This window comes from Thermoplasmatales archaeon (genome assembly GCA_014361195.1).
Taxonomy (GTDB): domain Archaea; phylum Thermoplasmatota; class E2; order UBA202; family JdFR-43; genus JACIWB01.
On the sequence record JACIWA010000007.1, the window covers coordinates 1 to 18,040 of the forward strand.

The 18,040-nt window shown below is 35.5% G+C and carries 20 protein-coding genes; 15 read left to right on the plus strand and 5 right to left on the minus strand.

Annotation, left to right across the window (positions count from 1 at the left end; translation table 11 throughout):
• The first annotated feature begins 460 nt into the window (after positions 1-460).
• From H5T44_04810 to H5T44_04840, 7 genes are all read left to right on the plus strand, one after another.
• On the plus strand, positions 461-1,750 hold the full coding sequence (locus tag H5T44_04810) for a serine hydroxymethyltransferase (GenBank protein MBC7081541.1): 1,290 nt from the start codon (positions 461-463) through the stop codon (positions 1,748-1,750).
• A complete protein-coding gene (locus H5T44_04815; GenBank protein ID MBC7081542.1) occupies positions 1,747-2,268 on the plus strand; it encodes an adenylate kinase family protein in 522 nt (173 codons plus the stop codon). Before H5T44_04810 ends, H5T44_04815 begins: the two co-directional genes overlap by 4 nt.
• Positions 2,258-2,866: a CDP-alcohol phosphatidyltransferase family protein gene (locus tag H5T44_04820; protein ID MBC7081543.1), complete on the plus strand. Its 609-nt coding sequence runs from the start codon at positions 2,258-2,260 to the stop codon at positions 2,864-2,866. Before H5T44_04815 ends, H5T44_04820 begins: the two co-directional genes overlap by 11 nt.
• Positions 2,867-2,902: 36 nt before the next feature.
• Positions 2,903-4,777 carry a hypothetical protein gene (locus tag H5T44_04825; protein MBC7081544.1) on the plus strand — a complete coding sequence of 625 codons (1,875 nt, stop codon included), beginning with the start codon at positions 2,903-2,905 and terminating at the stop codon, positions 4,775-4,777.
• Between the two features lie 52 nt (positions 4,778-4,829).
• Positions 4,830-5,807 (plus strand): UbiA prenyltransferase family protein, encoded by a 978-nt coding sequence (locus tag H5T44_04830; protein ID MBC7081545.1) that lies wholly within the window; start codon positions 4,830-4,832, stop codon positions 5,805-5,807.
• 4 nt (positions 5,808-5,811) lie between these two features.
• Positions 5,812-6,993 carry a dihydropteroate synthase gene (gene folP, locus H5T44_04835; GenBank protein ID MBC7081546.1) on the plus strand — a complete coding sequence of 394 codons (1,182 nt, stop codon included), beginning with the start codon at positions 5,812-5,814 and terminating at the stop codon, positions 6,991-6,993.
• Between the two features lie 189 nt (positions 6,994-7,182).
• Positions 7,183-8,556, plus strand: a complete 1,374-nt coding sequence (locus H5T44_04840; GenBank protein ID MBC7081547.1) for a metallophosphoesterase — start codon at positions 7,183-7,185, stop codon at positions 8,554-8,556.
• On the opposite strand, the gene H5T44_04845 is transcribed toward H5T44_04840, so the two are convergent.
• On the minus strand, positions 8,548-9,288 hold the full coding sequence (locus H5T44_04845; protein ID MBC7081548.1) for a DNA polymerase sliding clamp: 741 nt from the start codon (positions 9,286-9,288) through the stop codon (positions 8,548-8,550). The genes H5T44_04840 and H5T44_04845 overlap by 9 nt on opposite strands.
• A gap of 47 nt (positions 9,289-9,335) precedes the next feature.
• Here H5T44_04845 and H5T44_04850 point away from each other — a divergent pair, with 47 nt between their 5' ends.
• Both H5T44_04850 and H5T44_04855 read left to right on the plus strand, forming a co-directional pair.
• Positions 9,336-9,845, plus strand: a complete 510-nt coding sequence (locus H5T44_04850) for a nitroreductase family protein (GenBank protein MBC7081549.1) — start codon at positions 9,336-9,338, stop codon at positions 9,843-9,845.
• Positions 9,842-10,195, plus strand: coding sequence for a hypothetical protein (locus H5T44_04855; protein ID MBC7081550.1), 354 nt, complete (start codon positions 9,842-9,844; stop codon positions 10,193-10,195). The genes H5T44_04850 and H5T44_04855 overlap by 4 nt, the downstream gene beginning before the upstream one ends.
• A 23-nt stretch (positions 10,196-10,218) precedes the next feature.
• Here the strand turns inward: H5T44_04855 and H5T44_04860 are convergent, their stop codons facing one another.
• From H5T44_04860 to H5T44_04875, 4 genes are read right to left on the minus strand one after another with little or no spacing between them, the layout of a single operon-like run.
• Complete coding sequence (locus tag H5T44_04860) at positions 10,219-11,901, minus strand: arginine--tRNA ligase (protein MBC7081551.1); 1,683 nt, start codon at positions 11,899-11,901, stop codon at positions 10,219-10,221.
• On the minus strand, positions 11,898-12,875 hold the full coding sequence (locus H5T44_04865; protein MBC7081552.1) for a deoxyhypusine synthase: 978 nt from the start codon (positions 12,873-12,875) through the stop codon (positions 11,898-11,900). Before H5T44_04865 ends, H5T44_04860 begins: the two co-directional genes overlap by 4 nt.
• A gap of 2 nt (positions 12,876-12,877) precedes the next feature.
• A complete protein-coding gene (locus H5T44_04870) occupies positions 12,878-13,432 on the minus strand; it encodes an arginine decarboxylase, pyruvoyl-dependent (GenBank protein MBC7081553.1) in 555 nt (184 codons plus the stop codon).
• A 19-nt stretch (positions 13,433-13,451) separates the two neighbouring features.
• Positions 13,452-14,393: a hypothetical protein gene (locus H5T44_04875; protein ID MBC7081554.1), complete on the minus strand. Its 942-nt coding sequence runs from the start codon at positions 14,391-14,393 to the stop codon at positions 13,452-13,454.
• A gap of 101 nt (positions 14,394-14,494) precedes the next feature.
• On the opposite strand from H5T44_04875, the gene H5T44_04880 reads away from it, so the two are divergent.
• From H5T44_04880 to H5T44_04905, 6 genes are read left to right on the plus strand one after another with little or no spacing between them, the layout of a single operon-like run.
• Positions 14,495-15,463, plus strand: coding sequence for a 50S ribosomal protein L3 (locus H5T44_04880; GenBank protein MBC7081555.1), 969 nt, complete (start codon positions 14,495-14,497; stop codon positions 15,461-15,463).
• Positions 15,460-16,218, plus strand: coding sequence for a 50S ribosomal protein L4 (locus tag H5T44_04885; GenBank protein ID MBC7081556.1), 759 nt, complete (start codon positions 15,460-15,462; stop codon positions 16,216-16,218). The genes H5T44_04880 and H5T44_04885 overlap by 4 nt, the downstream gene beginning before the upstream one ends.
• A complete protein-coding gene (locus H5T44_04890) occupies positions 16,205-16,462 on the plus strand; it encodes a 50S ribosomal protein L23 (protein ID MBC7081557.1) in 258 nt (85 codons plus the stop codon). The genes H5T44_04885 and H5T44_04890 overlap by 14 nt, the downstream gene beginning before the upstream one ends.
• 9 nt (positions 16,463-16,471) lie before the next feature.
• Positions 16,472-17,173 carry a 50S ribosomal protein L2 gene (locus H5T44_04895; GenBank protein MBC7081558.1) on the plus strand — a complete coding sequence of 234 codons (702 nt, stop codon included), beginning with the start codon at positions 16,472-16,474 and terminating at the stop codon, positions 17,171-17,173.
• Positions 17,174-17,201: 28 nt separating this feature from the next.
• Positions 17,202-17,594: a 30S ribosomal protein S19 gene (locus H5T44_04900; GenBank protein ID MBC7081559.1), complete on the plus strand. Its 393-nt coding sequence runs from the start codon at positions 17,202-17,204 to the stop codon at positions 17,592-17,594.
• 4 nt (positions 17,595-17,598) lie between these two features.
• Positions 17,599-18,039 carry a 50S ribosomal protein L22 gene (locus tag H5T44_04905; GenBank protein MBC7081560.1) on the plus strand — a complete coding sequence of 147 codons (441 nt, stop codon included), beginning with the start codon at positions 17,599-17,601 and terminating at the stop codon, positions 18,037-18,039.
• The last annotated feature ends 1 nt before the right edge of the window (position 18,040 follow it).

Consider the following 18,040-nt stretch of genomic DNA (forward strand, 5'->3'; position numbering starts at 1 on the left):
GCAGCTATCTATGACCCAAATTGCCCTATGGATTCTGCATTTTGTGCTGATTCCGCTGCTGAAAAAAGTAACTTGCTAGCACCAAGTGGACTGAATTTTGTAACTGAATTTTGTAAAATTAATAGAGAAGGAAGCAAGATATGAAAGGACAGTTTATTATCTACGCCCACTTGTGGACAATTTAGTATCATCAAAACAAGTTTTTATTTTCGATAGCTGCAGCTCTGGGGTATTTATAAAAGCCCGATATTTTCATACTTCATTGTAGAAGCTCTAATTGGAAAAGGAGATGCTATGTTTCTGCAGAAGAAGCTGCAAGGCCCTACTCAGCATCCACAGATTTATGATGGTGTGCTAGAAGCGTGTAACGAAATACTAATTATTTAATTATTTCAAACAAGGTTTTATTTATTTTTATTTATCAATACATAATTTTTTATTCTTGTTTTTTATTTCTTCTATGGATTGGTTAAAAGAAGCATTGTTTGTTAGGGAAATGGCAAAAAAGAATAATGAATTTTTTGGAAATTGCCTGCCGATGATAGCATCTGAAAATATATTATCTCCTCTATGCCAGGAAATGCTCATAACTGATTTTCATGGAAGATATGCGGAAGGCACTCCTGGAAACAGATATTATCAGGGATGCAAATTTTTTGATGAAGTAGAAAGGAAAGCAATTGAGCTTGCAAAAATTCTATTTGATTGCAAATATGCGGATGTCCGCCCAACTTCTGGAACTGTTGCAAATATGGCGGTTTTTAAGGCTTTTGCTGAGCCTGGAAGCAATGTAACAGCTCTTGACACTGCAAATGGAGCTCATATTTCTTATGGAAAATGGGGGGCTGCTGGCTTGCGCGGGCTAAATCTGCATTTCTATCCCTTTGATGAGGAAAAAATGAATATAGATGTTGATGGAGCAATAAAACTGATAAGGGAGGTTAAGCCAAAACTTGCTTTATTCGGCCAAAGTGTCTTTCTCTTTCCAACTCCTCTTAAAGAGGTTGCGGAAGTTGCTCATGAAGAAAATGCAAAAGTTATATACGATGCAGCGCATGTGCTTGGCTTGATTGGAGGAGGAAAATTTCAACAGCCACTTAAAGAAGGAGCGGATGTAATAACAGCATCAACTCATAAAACACTTCCCGGTCCTCAAGGTGGGGTTATACTAGCAAATAAGACAAAAGAAGAGGATAAAGAAATGAAATATCTTGACTGGGCGGTCTTCCCTGGAGTAACTTCTTCATATCATCTCCACCATGTTGCTGCAAAGGCAATTGCATTTGCGGAGCATCTAAAATTTGGAAAAGAATATGCGGAGCAGATTGTCAAGAATGCAAAAAGGCTTGCGGAATCATTGTATAACCTCGGATTTGATGTCCTAGGAAAAGATTATGGATTTACTGAATCGCATCAGATTTTATTCAGGGTTGGAAAAGAAAAAGGAAAGGAATCCGCAGAAATTCTTGAAGAAGGAGGAATAATAACAAACATGAACATGGTGCTAGGTGATGAGCATCCCGCAAGGCCATCCGGAATAAGGCTCGGGGTGCAGGAGCTTACAAGGCTCGGAATGAAAGAAGTAGAGATGGAAGAAATTGCAATATTTTTTAAAAGATTGCTTATTGATAGAGAAGAGCCTGCCAGAGTTAGGAAGGATGTTTTTGATTTTAAGAAAAATTACAGAAAGATACACTATTGCTTTTATGAAGGAAAGGATGCATATGAATTTATTGAGTTAATAAAATGAAAATAGCACTGACTGGCACACCTGGTGTGGGAAAAAGCGAGGTTTCGAAAATTCTTAAAAAAATGGGATATAAAATATTGAGAATAGATGAAATTTATGAGAAATTTGTTGTTGGATATGATGAGCAGAGGAACAGCAAAATTGTTGATGAAAAGAAAATGGATAAGGAAATAAAGAAAATCAAGGAGGAAGGTGTGCTTATAATAGAAGGACATTTAAGCCATTTAATGAGTGTCGATGGAGTAATTATATTAAGATGCCATCCAGAAGAATTGAAGAGAAGGCTAATTAAAAAAGGGTGGGGTGAAAATAAAATAAGGGAAAATGCGGAAGCGGAAGCACTGGACATTATACTTCAAAAAGCACTGCAAAAGCATAAAAATATATGGGAAATAGATGTCACAGATAAAAGCATAAAGGAAGTTGCGGAAGAGATAAGGAGAATAATCGAAGAAAAAATTCCTCCAAACTATGGAAAAATTGATTATAGCGAGTGGTTGATTGAAAATGCTCGATAAATACAGGAATAAGGTAGAGAGAATAATAAATCCGATTGCAAGTAAAATAAAATTAGAGGCAAACTTCCTCAGCTATCTTTCCCTTCTCTTTGCCATTTTTTCTGGAATTTCATCCTATTTTTCATATGAAATAAGATATCTTCTTCTAGTTTCCTCTTTTTTTATAATCATAAATGGCTTTTTGGATGCAATTGATGGAGAAATTGCAAGAATAAGAAAAAAGGAGAGCAAGAAAGGAGATTTTATAGACCATTCCATAGACCGCTTCTCGGATGTATTTATGCTTGGAGGAATTGCCATCTCTCCATGGATAAATAAAATTATTGGAATAGCATCGCTTTCAATTGTTCTTTTAATCAGTTATCTCGGCACTCAGGCACAGGCAATTGGCTATAAAAGAGTTTATTCCGGCTTGCTTGGAAGAGCGGATAGAATTTTAATTTTATTCATCTCTCTCATAATCCAATTTTTTGTCCAATATAAGATATTTGGCTTTTTCCTCATTGAATGGGTAATGCTTTACTTCATTTTTGCGGGCTTGATTACCATTATCCAAAGATATTTTGAAATTATAAAATGGCTTGAATTCGATAAATGAACAGTAAAATTTATCTTCATATGCTCTTATTTAAACATGAAAAAATTATTTGCAATCCTCATCTTGCTTTTATTTGTTTCAACAAATGCAATTCCTGTAAATGAATGGAAAAGAGAAGTTTTTTACAGAAACATATCTCTTTTTGCCCCCGCGGTTGCGGAAAGCGAAGATGGCTATGTAGGCGTGCTAACCGAGATAAATGTTACGATGATGAACGGCACTGGAAATGTTTTTGTTACAACAAAACCAATGACCCAGCTTGATATGCAGGGCTCCGCAAAGCTGGCGGTAGCAGTTGCTTGCTCAATGGCGGGCAAAGATATGAAAAGCTATGATTTCATTTTCATGGTTGTTTCCTCTTCTCCAATTGTAGGTGGCCCTTCAGCGGGTGCGTTGATGACAATTGCGGTAATTTGCTTGCTTGAAAATTTAAGTGCAAGCGATGATGTGATAATGACGGGAATGGTAAATCCGGATGGAAGCATTGGACCAGTTGGAGGAATTCTTGAAAAAGGAAGCGCTGCGGGCTCCGCGGGCTTTAAATATTTTTTGGTTCCTAAGGGACAGAGCATAGAATACAGGCTATTTGAAGAAAAAATTGGGCCATTGACGATATACAGGAGGAAAGCGGTTAATGTTTCTGAAGAGCTGAATAAGAAATACAATATAAGTGTAATAGAAGTAGAAGATATAAATGAGGCAATGGGTTATTTCACAGGATATAAATTTAAGGAAGAAAAATCTGATAAGCAAATAATATCTTCAGATTTTTATGGAGGAATAATGAAGCCGATGGCGGGTGAAATTATAGGAGAAGCTGAAGAGATGTATAAAGAGGCGGAGGAAAATTTAAGTAAGACAAATTTGCCTCTTGGATGGCCATGGTATAATCCCCGTAGCATAATTCCAAATTCCCTGAAAAATGCTAAGGAAAATCTTGATGAAGCAAAAAATGCGATGTATAATGAATTTTATTACTATGCAATAAGTAAGGCATTTCAATCAAAAATAAACTCTCTTTTTGTAATTTATGCATGCAATTATTATAATGGAAAAAAAATTGAAGAAATAAAGGATGAGGTAGAAGAAATTGTCAATAAAAGCATTTCTGAATTAAGGGAAGCAAAAATAAAGGGGCTTGAAAGCCTGCAATGCATTGGCTCCGCCCAAAAAAGAGTTCTTGAAGCAGAAGAATATTTAAATAAAAGTGGTGGAGATCTTGAAATCCTTTATAATTTTGCATATGCTAGGGAGAGATGCTATACCGCTTATTGGTGGATGAATTTGAGCAATTATTTCAATGAAAGTTATAATGTTGATGAAACCTTGGTTAAGGAAATAGCGGAGGAATATTATAGCTATGCGGAAGATATTTTTTCGTATGCAAATATTTTATCAGAGCAAACTGGCTATTCAAGCAATTTTATAAATAAGGCAAATGAGGCAATTTTAAGGGCTAAAGAGCAAAAAGAAGAATTCCCTTCCTCAAGTTTATTTAATTCTCTTGAAGCAATTGCTTGTTCAAATCTTGCAATAGAAACAATCGGAATAGATGATTTAAGCGAAAAGATGAATAGAACAAAAGAAATGGCAAGTTATTCAATTCAGAAAGCAAGAGATATGGGTATAGAGCCAGTATTGGCAATTAGTTATAATGAATTTGCAAGAAGTGTTGAAAAAAATGATTCTTTAAATTCATTAATTTACTACAAGGATGCATATATAATTGCAAATACTCTTTGCCTTGCAAGGGGTTATAAAGGAGGGGATATAGAAAAAATAAATGTAATTACTTCACCTCCAAACGAAATTAAGGAAGAAAATCAAAATCAATTTTTTGCGGTCGCCTTCATTTCCTTAATTGGCGGAATAGTAATTGGCTTTTTGTTTTCCTCAAGAAGAATGGATTGAGATGGGTGGATATAATTAGCAAATATAAAATACAAATTTTTATTTACAAAGCATGATTAAAGAATACCTCAAGCTATCTCGCTCATTTAATGTTGGATTAACCGCACTCGCTCCCGTGCTAGGGGCATTCTGTAATGGAGAGAGAAATTTAATTTATCTTTTCCTTTTCTTCCTTGTTGGATTTTTCGGGCATTGCTATGGCTTTGCCCTCAATGATATTGTTGATTATAGGGTTGATGCATTGTCTGATGAGCTTAAAGAAAGGCCTCTTGTAAGCGGGAAGATAAAGATTAGAGATGCCTGGATCTTTACCCTGCTGATGCTTTTTATATCCCTTTCCCTCGGTTTTTTTATTTCATATCTTTATTCAAATTTTTATGCTTTCTCAATTCTTGTTTTTTCAGCAATTTCAATAACAGTTTATGATTTCATAAGCAAAAAATATCCAGCAATGGACATTTTTGTTGCTTTAGGTATATTTTTGTTGATTCTTTACGGGGCATTTGCGGTAAATAAAGATATAAATGAAATAACATGGATTACCTCAGCCCTTGGCACAATTCAAGTACTTTTCATGCAGTTTATAGCGGGCGGACTTAAAGATGCGGAGCATGATTATAAAGCAAAGGCAAAAACCCTTGCAATAAAATTGGGTGTAAGGGTGGAGAAAAAAATTTTCATTCCCCTTTCATTTAAATTCCTTGCATATTCTCTGCAATTCATTTATCTCTTCTTCATTTTCTATCCTTTTTACAAAATATTTGAGCACGGCCTGATTCAAATCATCATCCTTTCAATCTTGAGCATTTTAATGCTTTACATAAGCCATAAACTTCTTTCAATAAAGAAATTTGTAAGAGATGAAGTTAGAAAATATATCGGGATGCACTATTATATAAACTTTTCTCTTGTTCCAATTATGCTAACCGCTATAAATCCATTCATTTTCTTTCTTGCATTTATTCCACCTCTTGCATTCATAATTTCAAATATTGCAATACATAAGCAGATATTGCCAAAAACAATGTGATAATATGATAAGAGTAATAAGAAATAAGAAGGAAGCAAAAAAGGAAATGGAAAAGATAGGAGTTGAAAGTGAAGCAATAAAAATAATGCTACCAAAATTTTTTCATCTCAATATAAAATTAAAAGATGTTGCTCCACAGGATGCAATAATTATAAAGCAGGAAATGCTTTCATTGGGGGGAGATACCGCAATTTCGAAAAAAGCAATGCCTCCAAATTCTCAAAGAACGGATATTTTGATCGGAGGAAGTGAGAAGCAGATAAGAATTCTGTTGAAAAAATTGAAAAATCAGTATAAAAGGCTTTATGAAATATCTGAAGAAATAGAGGAAATTATAAAAGAAAGCAGGATGAGCATAAAAATAGGCAGAAAAAATTTTCAGATAGGAAAAAGAACATATATAGTTGGTATATTAAATGTTACCCCTGATTCTTTCTATGATGGAGGAAAATATTTTGATTATGAAAAAGCAATTGAAAGGGCAAGGCAAATTGAGAAGGAGGGGGCAGATATAATAGATGTAGGTGGCGCCTCCACCCGCCCTTTTGCGAGCGAGATTGATGCAAAAGAAGAGATGAGGAGGGTTTTGCCTGTCATAGAAGCGATTAAGGGGGAAATAAAAATACCGATTTCTCTTGATACCTATAAGCCAGAGGTTGCGGAAAAGGCTGTTGGGAGAGGAGTGGATATGATAAATGATGTTTTTGCTTTGAGGAAAGAAGGAATGGCGGAATTGATAGCGGAGCATGATTTGCCGGTTTGCATAATGCATATGAAAGGAGAGCCAAAAAATATGCAGATAGCTCCATATTATGAGGATGTTGTTGAAGAAATCTTCTATTTCCTTAAGGAAAGAATAAACTTTGCAGTTAAGAAAGGAATAGAAAAAGAAAGGATAATAGTTGACCCTGGAATTGGCTTCGGAAAAAGAACAGGAGAAATAGAGGATAATTTGGAAATAATAGCCCGCCTGCAAGAATTAAAGAGCTTGAAAAGACCAATTCTGATAGGCATTTCAAGAAAGAGCTTCATAGGAAATATAACTAAAACTCAAGTCGAGGAAAGGCTGGAAGGAAGCCTCGGGGCGGAGGCAATCGCAATCGCAAATGGAGCTGATTTTATAAGATGCCATGATGTAATTCAAACCAAAAGAATGGCAATGGTTGTCGATAAGATAGTTAGATAGCTATTAGTATAGAGAGCTCTTAATAGTTAGAGCCACTCAGATCGCCCATCATTCTTCATTTCTCAGATTTGCGTTCATCATCATTGTGGCAATAATAAATGGTGGAGAAAATTAAAACTTTTTGAAAACTTTTTAAAAAAGTTAAAATCAATTTTTAATAAATTTTAAAAATATTGAAAAAATATTTGCATGAAAAAGATATTTGCATTTACTTTAACTTTATTACTGCTTACAATCACTCCCCCATCTCTTCCAAAAAGCTTTTCCTTTGAAATTTTTTATCCAAAAATGGGCTATCCCGCTATAGTTGAAAGAGGAGGAAGTTTTGAAATAATTATAAGTAAGGTTGATTTCAGCAGAATAGAGGCGAAGATTGAAACTTCATATGAACCAACTCCTGATGAAATTTATGTTGAAATAGAAAATGTCTCAATAGGAGAGAAAATATACATCAAAGCAAGAATACCAGAGCTTGCTCCTCCTGAACTCTATAATATTACAGTCTTAATTGATGGGGTTGAGAAGAAAGAAGTGAGGGCAGTAAATGTTGTTGAAAATATATCACAGAATTTTAAAATCGCCCATATAAGTGATTTGCATGTTGGTGATCCAAGAGGGATAAGAATAAATTTAAAGGAAAAAATTAATTTGAGAGCAATAAAGAAATGTATAGAAGAGATAAATTTAATTCATCCTGATTTTGCTATAATAACAGGCGACCTTGTTTATGGAGCAAGATATGAAGAAGAATATGAAAAATTATATGAAATACTGGAGGAGTTTGATGTTCCTTTTTATATTTGCCCTGGAAATCATGATGGATATTTTAAAGCGAGCGAGGATGGCTTTAATTTCTGGGAAAATTATTTCGGACTTAAAAATTATTCATTTAGCTATGGAAATGCACAATTTATAATGGTAAATTCATATGATTGGGATAAAAAAGATAGATTAGCTTTCTCCCTCATACCATTAAACTGGGGAGGAGCTATTAGTGATGAACAAATAAAATGGATTGAAGAAGAGCTTAAAGAGGAATATTCAATAAAATTTATATGCTTACATCACAATCCTCTCTGGGATACAAAAAATAACTCTCTTCTGGGGAAAAGCTACTATGGGAGGGAGAAATTGATTGATTTGATAAAAAATTATAGTGTAAATTTTGTGCTGGCGGGGCATGTGCATGCGGACGATGTAACTGTTTTTGGGGCTACAACATTTATAACAACTACTACTCCTTCAAGCTCCTGCAGGGATTACTGGGGATATAGAATTATTGAATTCAGAAACTGGAGCTTTTATTCCTGTAATTATAAAGAGCCAAAATATTCAATTCCTTCCTACATGCTGAATATTACCCATGAAGGAGATAAAAAAATTTTTGTTGAAAACAATCTTGAAATAAATTTAACCCTTCATCTAAAATTTTTTGTTAAATCAGGAAATTATAAAGTCATGAATGGAGAGGTTGAGCAAATAAGAGAAAAAGATGGATATATGCAAATATATGTGAGGAGCGAGGTGGAGAGGGAAAGCATTAAGGAAATATATTTAATCTGACTCAATTCTTGGAGCAAGGAGATAAGTTATTTTTATTACTCCCAATGCTTCAAAATAGATTTTTACAGGATAATTATTTCCCAAATATATTTTTGCTTCTTGGCTAGCATCTTTGGCAATCTTGATCATATCTCCTAGATAGTCTATTGGAAACATGCTCTTTACTTTATCATTGCATTTTATACTTATTAACTCTTCTTTTGAAAGTCTCAACTCAACACTATCATTATCTCCTTCTGCTCTCATTTCAAAATAATCTTTATCTCCTTCAAGAATTATATGGTCAGAGATTCCTTCTGTGCATCTTATTGTCTGATACAATTTTTCTGTTGGTGCAACAATTTCTGCGGGTAGCTCAAGAGATGGAACTTTTGTATCAGGCATTTCACTTGCATCAAGCAATCCAATTTTCTTTGTTATATTTCCAATCCTTATTATAAGGCGAGCTTCTTCCTTACCATATTTTATCTCCACCATGTCATTGCTACCCGCTATTTTTAAAATTCCAGATAGTTTTTCAAGATCAAAAGCTATCTCTTCCTCATCATCAAGCTTGTATTCATCAAAAGCATCCTTTTCTATTTTGAAGTCAATCATTCCGACATGCGCGGGGTCAACCATTCTTCCATATATTCCATCTTCCTTTATTTTTATCTTTGCTTCATCAACAAGTATTTCTATTGCATTGGTAATCAGCTTCATAAAATCCGCTTTTATTTTGCCCTGGAACATTGTTTAAATAATACTTTTCTATTTAAAAACATAGCGATGGTGATAAAATGTTAATTGATATAATAAAAAATAGGAGAAGTGTAAGGGAATATGAAAGCAGAGATGTCTCGAATGAATTAATAATCGAGCTAATAGAGCATGCCCGCCTTGCCCCTTCCGCCAAAAATCTGCAAGAATGGAAATTTATAATTGTGAAAGATAAGGAAAAAAGGCAAAAGCTCAGCGAGGCGGCGAAAAACCAGAAATTTGTGAGCGAGGCGCCGGTTGTTATAGCGGGTGTGGCTACCTATACTGATTATGTGATGAGTAATGGAATACCCGCCTGCCACATTGATGTTGCCATTGCGATGGAGCATATCGCTTTAGCTGCTGCTGAGAAAGGGCTTGGAACGTGCTGGATAGGGGCATTTTATCAAGATAAGGCAAAAGAAATTCTTAAAGTGCCGGAAAACTGTAAAATAATAGCTCTGATGACGCTTGGCTATCCAAAAGAGGATGGGAAGGAAAAAATAAGGAAAAGAATTGATGAAATAATCTGCTGGGAAGAATTTAAATGAAAATCTGGCTTAAAATTCTGTTTATGCTTTTATCCATATTTTTGATTTGCTTATTTTTGGTATGGTGGATGAATTATGAGCCATTGAAAATAGAAATAAAAAATGAAAGGAATGAGACAGTAAGCTTGGAGATTCGCCTTTTAACGCTGGATAATTATTTGATTTTCAATAAAAGCATTTCATTGAATGAAAATGAAAGCATAACAATTGAGAATGTTACTAATATGGCAAGAAATTACTATATTGAAGTAAGGGTTGGAAATGAAAGCAAAAGAGAAAAAATAACATATGGAAAATATCATGAGAAGATAGAAATTTTGATAGGAGAAGAAATAAGTATAAAGAAATAAGAGAAAAAATATCAAAATAACATTTACATCTCTTCAAGTGCTTCTATTCCGAGCAAATTCAGGCAATTCTTTAAAACTTGTCTGGTTGCATTTACAATAGCAATTCTCTCCTTTTCTTTTTCACTTCCAATAACCCTGCAATCTCTGTAAAATATGTTAAAGCGAGAAGCTAATTTGTAAGCGTATTCCGCTATAATTGAAGGATTTCTATTTTCTATGCTCTCTTTAACAATTTCCGGGAAATATGCAATTGTTTTTATTAATTCTATTTCGCTACTATGCTCATATTTTGCCCTTAATTTTTCATATTTAGCCTTTCTCAATATTGAACAGCATCTTGCATGTGCATATTGAATAAAAGGAGCACTTTCTCCTTCAAAATTCAGGGCTTCTTCCCATTTAAAAACTATTGCTTTATCTGGTTTAACCTTTATTATATTATATCTTATTGCTCCAACTGCAACATTTCTTGCAATATATTCAATTTTGCTTTCATCTTCCTTCCTTCTTTTTTTAACTTCTTCCTTTGCTCTTTCAATTGCTTCTTCAAAAAGATCATCTAAATAAATTACCCTCCCTCTTCTTGTTGACATTTTTCCTTCTGGAAGAGAAACAAAAGCATAAAATATATTTTCAGGAGTTTTTTTATTCAAAATTTTTAAAATTATCTCAACACATTTTGCCTCAAGTTTATGATCCTCTCCCAATACATTTATCATTATGTCCGCTCTTTCTCCTTTCCATATATGATATGCAACATCTCTAAGGGGATAGAGAGAAGTTCCATCACTTCTGGTTAGGAAGAATTTATTGTCCATTCCAGAAATATTAAAAGATGTCAAGTCAAGATAAAAAGCATTTTCCTCCTCCTTTATGCAATCTGAACCTGAAATTTCCCTGATTAATTTTTCAACACTTCCATCTATAACAAATCTTGATTCTTCAACAAATTCATCTATCCTTATGTTTATATTTTCAAGTGATTCTTTTATTCCAGATAGAACTTTTTCATATACTTCTCTTATTTCCTCTAAAATTTTCTTATCCCCCCTTTCACATCTCCTTACTATTTCATTTATTTCATTTTTAACTTTCTCCTCTTTCTCCATTAATTCAAACGCTTTCTTGTAATATTCAACAAAAATATGATCCATCTTTTTATTTTCTTCCTCAATCCTTAAATTTTTAACTCCCCAGAAAAGAATCGCCACCTGCTTCCCCATATCATCAACATAATATTGAGTTACAACTTCATATCCTCCAAATTTCAGCAATCTTGCTATTGTATCTCCAATTATTGGATTTCTTGCCCTTCCAACATGCAATGGACCGTTTGGATTTGCGGAAGTATGCTCAACAATAACCCTCTTTCCTTTCTTTTCAAAGCTTCCAAAATTTTCTCCCATTTCATCTATAAAATTTAAAGTTTCCTCCGCGAGCTTCTCTTCATCTATATAAAAATTTACATAACCATTTATTGCCTCAACTCTCTTTATTAAATTTCCTTCTATGCTTTTACTTATCTCTTCCGCTATTTCAATCGGGCTTTTTTTAACCTCTTTTGAAAGGGAGAAACATGCAAAGGATGCATCCCCCACTTTTTGCTTTTCAATTTTCACCTCATACTCAATTCCATAAATTTTTTTAATTGCTTTCTTTATCCCATTCTTAACCTCTTCATAAAATCTTTCATATGTGTATTTCATTTTACTTCTTCAAACATTTTTTCCAAAAACTCTTCTCTTTTCCTGTACAATCTTTTATGTTTCCTCCTCATGTCTTTAACACTTGAAAAAATCAGGGGAGCAATTATTGTCGCATCACCATAAACAGTAACACATGTTTTTGATTCTGCATCTATTTTTTTCCATGAAATCGCCTCCTGCGGGGTGGCGCCGGAGAGCCCGCCATAAGGTGGCACATCGCTCGTTATTTGGATGAAGTAGTTATGTCCTCTTTCCTTTTTCTTGAATATCTGGCTTATCATCGGCTGGGTTTGCATGAAGAAATTTTTAGGTGCTCCTCCTCCAAGAATTATTGCCCCGCTCCTCCTGCTATTATATATTATTGCGGTTGTCTCAAGCACATCCCTTTCCACATCTGTATGAATTTTTTTGTTTTTCAGCCTTAAATAAGATAAATTCATTCCTATTGAAGAATCTCCAGGAGAAGGGCAGTAAATTGGCACATCATATTTTGCACATGTTGCAAGAAGAGAGTTAGATGGCTTTTTTGAATTTTCAAGCAATTTTTTTCCTAGATAATTGTGTATTTCTGCGGTTGAAAAATTCCCTTCAATATCAAAATTCTCCTGTATGTAGGCATCTGTCTCAAAAAGGGTTTCAAGAGGAATAAATATATCATATATCCTGACTATCCCATTTTTTGCAAGCTCTCGATCATCCACATTAAAACTTCCCTTATAAACTGGCAAATCAAGGGCAAAGTGCATGTCATGATATAAATTTGCTCCAGTAGAAATTATAAAATCAACGAGCCCGCGCTTCACCATTTCAATTATTGCTCCTCCAAGCCCAGCAGGAATAATTGCTCCCGCCAAAGTAAAGCATATTGTTGCATCATCCTCAATCATCTTTTTATATATCTCGCATGCCTCCGCCAGGCGGGCGGAATTGAAGGCATACCCATATGGAGAGAAAATAGGAGTTATTTTCTTCATTTTCACTCAACTATGAAAACCGCAGCAGCAACAACACTCGTCCATAGCCCGTGAATATCTCCTCTTGCGGTTTGAGTTATGTTGCTTGCTTTAACAATTTTTCCGCTCATCCTGAAAACCTGCTTTTTTTCATCCCATGCTTTATTCGGGTCAAATTCTATTCCAAGAGTTGTTGCAAGCATTGTTGCAGCTAAATCTTCCGCTTTTTCACCCGCTATTTTTGCACATTCTCCAAAGCTATGATATTCAGATAGGTAGCCATATAAACTTCTATCCTTAGGAATTGCAATTCCAACAGATGCAGCAATCAAGCGATTTGGCTCATTTGTTGAATTTCTTGCAATAACCACATATGTTATTTGTCCTGGAGAAAGTAATTCCTTTCCTCTCTCAGCGGATATAATTTTGCAATGGGGAGGAACTATGCTGGACACACTTACAAGATTGCAATGCTGTATTCCCGCATTTCTCAGTGCAAGCTCAAATGATTGTAGCTGGTCTTTATGCCTTCCAGCTCCTTTAGTCAGAAATAGTTTTGTGGGAATCACAAAGTTAATCAATTTCCAATATTAAAGTTTAATGTTTTTTTCCCAAAATCTCATTGTAATCTTCTTCCATTTCTTTTTTCAATTTATCCCATATTCTATTTCCAGTAAATGCATCCGCCCTGCAAGCAATTAAAATTTTTGAAGCCATCATTTTCGCTACTTTTCCCCTCTTGTTTTTAGGAGCTTTATTTACCATTTCATGCTGAAAAATTATGCCGTGTTTTGGTGGCGCCACACCCTCCTTTAAATGCCTGAAAAGAGCTCTTTCCGCCCCCAGCAGTTGTATCGTGCTCACGGGCTTTTTCGCAAGCTCATTTATGCCCCCCGCCCTTGCAACAAGCTTTGATGCTATCGAAGGACCAACAAGCTTTGTCAGATTTGGTGCAATTTCCTCCATCGATACCTCTATATATTTCTGCAGTTTTTCTCTTGCAATGTTTAAAGATTCTATTATTCTTGCCATGTTTTTCAGATTTTCCTCCTCTTCTCTATCCAGCTCCCCCTCCCCTATTTTTAGGTTAAAAATTCCATCTATTTCTTCATCAAATGAAAAATATTCATACCAGCTCCTCACTCTTTCAAGCAATATATTTGTAACTTTAATTATATCATCTATTGCATTAACCGCTTCCGCTATTCTCCTTTCCCTTTTTCTCTGCTCTTCCTCAATTTTTTTAACTGAAAACCTTATGCATACTTCTCTCAGCAAATTCTTTCCATATCCAAATTTTTCTGCGCTTATCTTAATTTCTTTAAATTTTCCCTCTCTTCCAACAGCAAGCAACCTTCTTTCTTTAACTATTGGCTTATATTTTTCAAATTTCATTTCCTCTTCAATTATTCCTCCTTTTGAAATTCTATATAGCCTGTTTGCTATTTCATCCGCATTTTTTGGAAAAAGAACCTTTTCCCTTATCTCTTTCTCATCATATAAGAATACTCCAAACCATTTAGTTGTCATATAAAGCATGAATATAAATCATTAATCATTCTTAAAATGTTTGCGCATAGCGATAAATTTTTATCCAACAATTTTATATATCTCCTCTCATATTTGGGTAAGGCGTTAAAATGTCTCAGCATAGCAAACCTAAAAGAGGATCACTGGGCTATTCGCCCCGCAAGAGAGTTAGTTCGGAAAGGCAAGCGGTAAGAAGCTGGATGGGTAATGAGGGCTTGCTTGGTTTTGCTGGTTATAAAGCAGGGATGACACATGTAATGCTGGTTGATTATCGCCCTACTTCCCTTACATCAGGGCAGGAAGTTATGGTGCCTGTTACAATTGTTGAAACTCCCCCAATGAAAGTTGTTGGAATGAGGTTCTATGAATATACTCCATATGGAATGAGGAGCATTGGTGAGATCTGGAGCGATGACTTACAAGCTTTAAGTGAGCTAATTTGCCTTCCAAAGAAAAAAGAAAAGAAGGAATACACTAATTATGATGAAATAAGAGTAATTGCACATACCCAGCCATACAAGGTTACAGGTGTGCCAAAGAAAGTTCCAGAAATTTTTGAAATTGGGGTTGGAGGTGAGCTAAAGGATAAATATTCTCTTGCTGAAAGTTTGTTTGGAAAAGAAATAAGTGTTAAAGATGTTTTTAAAGAGGGGGAAATGGTTGATATAATAGGTGTTTCAAAAGGAAAAGGATTTCAAGGGCATATAAAAAGGTGGGGAGTGAAGCTATTGCATCACAAAAACAGAAAGCACCGAAGAATGATAGGAACCCTCGGCCCATGGCTTTCGTGGGTCCGCCCTTCTGTCCCGCAAGCAGGCCAGATGGGATTCCATAGGAGAACAGAGTATAATAAGAGAATATTGAAGATAGGGGAGAAGCCTGAGGAAATAAATCCTCCAGGTGGTTTTATTCGCTATGGGTTTATAAGAAATGATTATGTAATATTACACGGGAGCATTGTTGGATGCACAAAAAGACTTGTTTTTATGAGAAAGGCAATTCGTTATCATGCTGGCGTAAAGGTTGAGAAACCAGAGATTGCATATATATCTACAACAAGCAGACAGGGTGTAAGATGAAAGCAATCGTTTATGATATAAATGGGGAAATAAAGGAAGAAATTGATCTTCCAAAATGCTTCTCTTTTGAGTATAGACCAGATTTGATAAGAAAAGCATTCAACATAATTCGCTCTAACTCTCGCCAGCCATATGGAACAGATAAAAGAGCGGGCCATTATGTTGCGGAATCTTTTGGTCCAGGTAGAGGAATTTCCAGAACACCTCGTATTGCATCTGGAAGAGGGGCTTTTGCACCTCAAACTGTAAAGGGAAGAGAAGCACATCCTCCAAAAGTGGAGAAGATATGGAAAAGAAAAGTTAATAGAAAAGAAATGATCCTTGCTAGAATTTCAGCAATTTCAGCAACTGCAAATGAAGAGCTTGTGAAGCAAAGAGGTCACAAATTTAATACTTCATTACCCATAGTTCTGGATGACACATTCAATGATGTAAGCAAGGTAAAGGATATAATTTCTTTATTCAAGAAAATAGGGATTGGTGATGATATTGTAAGGGCAAAGGAAGGGAAGCATATAAGGGCGGGAATAGGAAAATTGAGGGGAAGGAAATATAGAAAACCAAAGTCAATCCTTATTGTTACAGATAAAAAGGAAAAAATTAAAAAATCTGCTGATAATTTAGCTGGTGTGGATGTTGTAAGTGTGGATGAGCTAAATGTTGCGCACCTTGCGCCAGGAGGGCAGGCGGGCAGGCTTACGGTATATACTAAAGGAGCGATAGTTAAGCTGGGTGAGAGATATGAATCCATATGAGATAATAAGGCATCCATATATAACTGAAAAGACAATGGTTCTTATGGAGAAGAATAATTCCCTTCAGTTCATCACAAAAATTGATGCAAATAAGAAGCAAATAAAGGAAGCGATTGAGAAAATATTTGCGGTTAAAGTGGAAAGTGTTAACACAAGGATAGGAAAAAAGGGAAAAATAGCAACTGTTAAGCTAAAGCCAGAGTATAGGGCAGAAGATGTTGCTACAAGAATTGGAGCGTTGTGAGGTGAAAAAATGGGTAAAAGATTAAGGTTACAAAGGCGTGGAAGGGGGAGCATCTGGCAAAGTCCTTCATTCAAGCATAAGGGTCCAGTAGCATATCCTCCAGTTGGAGAGTATGAAGGAGTAATTGAAGATATAATTCATAATCCCGGCTCAACCGCTCCTGTTGTAGTAGTAAGACTTAATGATGGAAGAGAAGCAAGAATAGTTGCAAATGAAGGAGCAATTGTTGGAGAAAAAATAAAATTTACTAGTGAGAGTATTTTTAAAGCGGGTAATGTATTGCCACTTTCCTCAATTCCTCAAGGAGCCCCAATCTACAATATAGAAGGAACGCCAGGAGATGGAGGAAAATTTGTAAGAAGTGCAGGCGCATATGCAACAATTATATCTCACGAAAAGGACTTTGTAATAGTGAGGTTGCCTTCCGGAAAACATAAGAAATTCCTTCCTTTGTGCAGGGCAACGGTGGGGCTTGCGGCGGGAGGAGGAAGGAGGGACAAGCCGATATTAAAGGCGGGTAAGAAGTATCATATGGTGAGAAGCAGGGCAAAATTATTCCCGATTGTAAGTGGTGTTGCAATGAATCCAGTAAATCATCCTCATGGAGGAGGGAGTCATCAGCATGTTGGAAGACCAAAAACTGTTTCAAGAGGTGCTCCACCTGGAAGGAAAGTTGGTTCAATATCCGCCAGAAGGACTGGTAAGAGGTGATTAAATGGCTAGAAAGAGGAAAATTGAAATTACAAGCAAAAAAGAATTCCTTTACAGAGGGCTTAAAATTGATGATGTAACAAAGATGAGCATTGAGGATATTCTGCCATATTTGCCATCGAGGGCAAGAAGGAGTTTAAAGCGTGGCTTAACTCCTCGCCAATATAGATTTATTCAAAAACTCAGGAAAACTGAAAAAGGAAAGGTTATAAGAACACATTTAAGGGATATGATTATCCTTCCAGAATTTGTTGGTCATACAATAGCAGTGCATAATGGAAAAGAATTTTTACCAGTTAGTATTAAGCCGGAAATGATAGGTCATTATCTCGGTGAGTTTGCAATGACTAGGAAGGAAGTCAAGCACAGCGGGCCTGGCGTAGGAGCAACTCGCTCTTCAAAATATCTGCCATTGAAGTGAGAAGATGAGGTATTCAATAGAGTTAGACCCGGAAAAAACTGCGAAGGCATATGGAAAGGAGCTATATTGCTCTCCAAAGCATTGTGAAAATATAGCGAGAGCTATAAGAGGAATGAAAGTAAAAGATGCAAAGAATTTTTTGGATGATGTAATCCAGCATAAAAGAGCATTGCCATTGAAAACCCATAACAAAAATCGCCCCCATCAACGTGGTGTAGGGCCGGGTTGCTATCCAGAGAAGGCCTGCAAAATGATTCTTGAAGTTATAAAAAATGCAGAGAACAATGCAGAGTATAAAGGACTTAATGTAGAGAATATGTACATAGCTCATATTTCTGCGTATAAAGGGAGGGAAATAAAGGGATTCATGCCACGTGCTATGGGAAGAGCAACTGACTGGAATGAGCAAACAACAAATGTTGAGATAATAATTTCAGAGGAGTAAA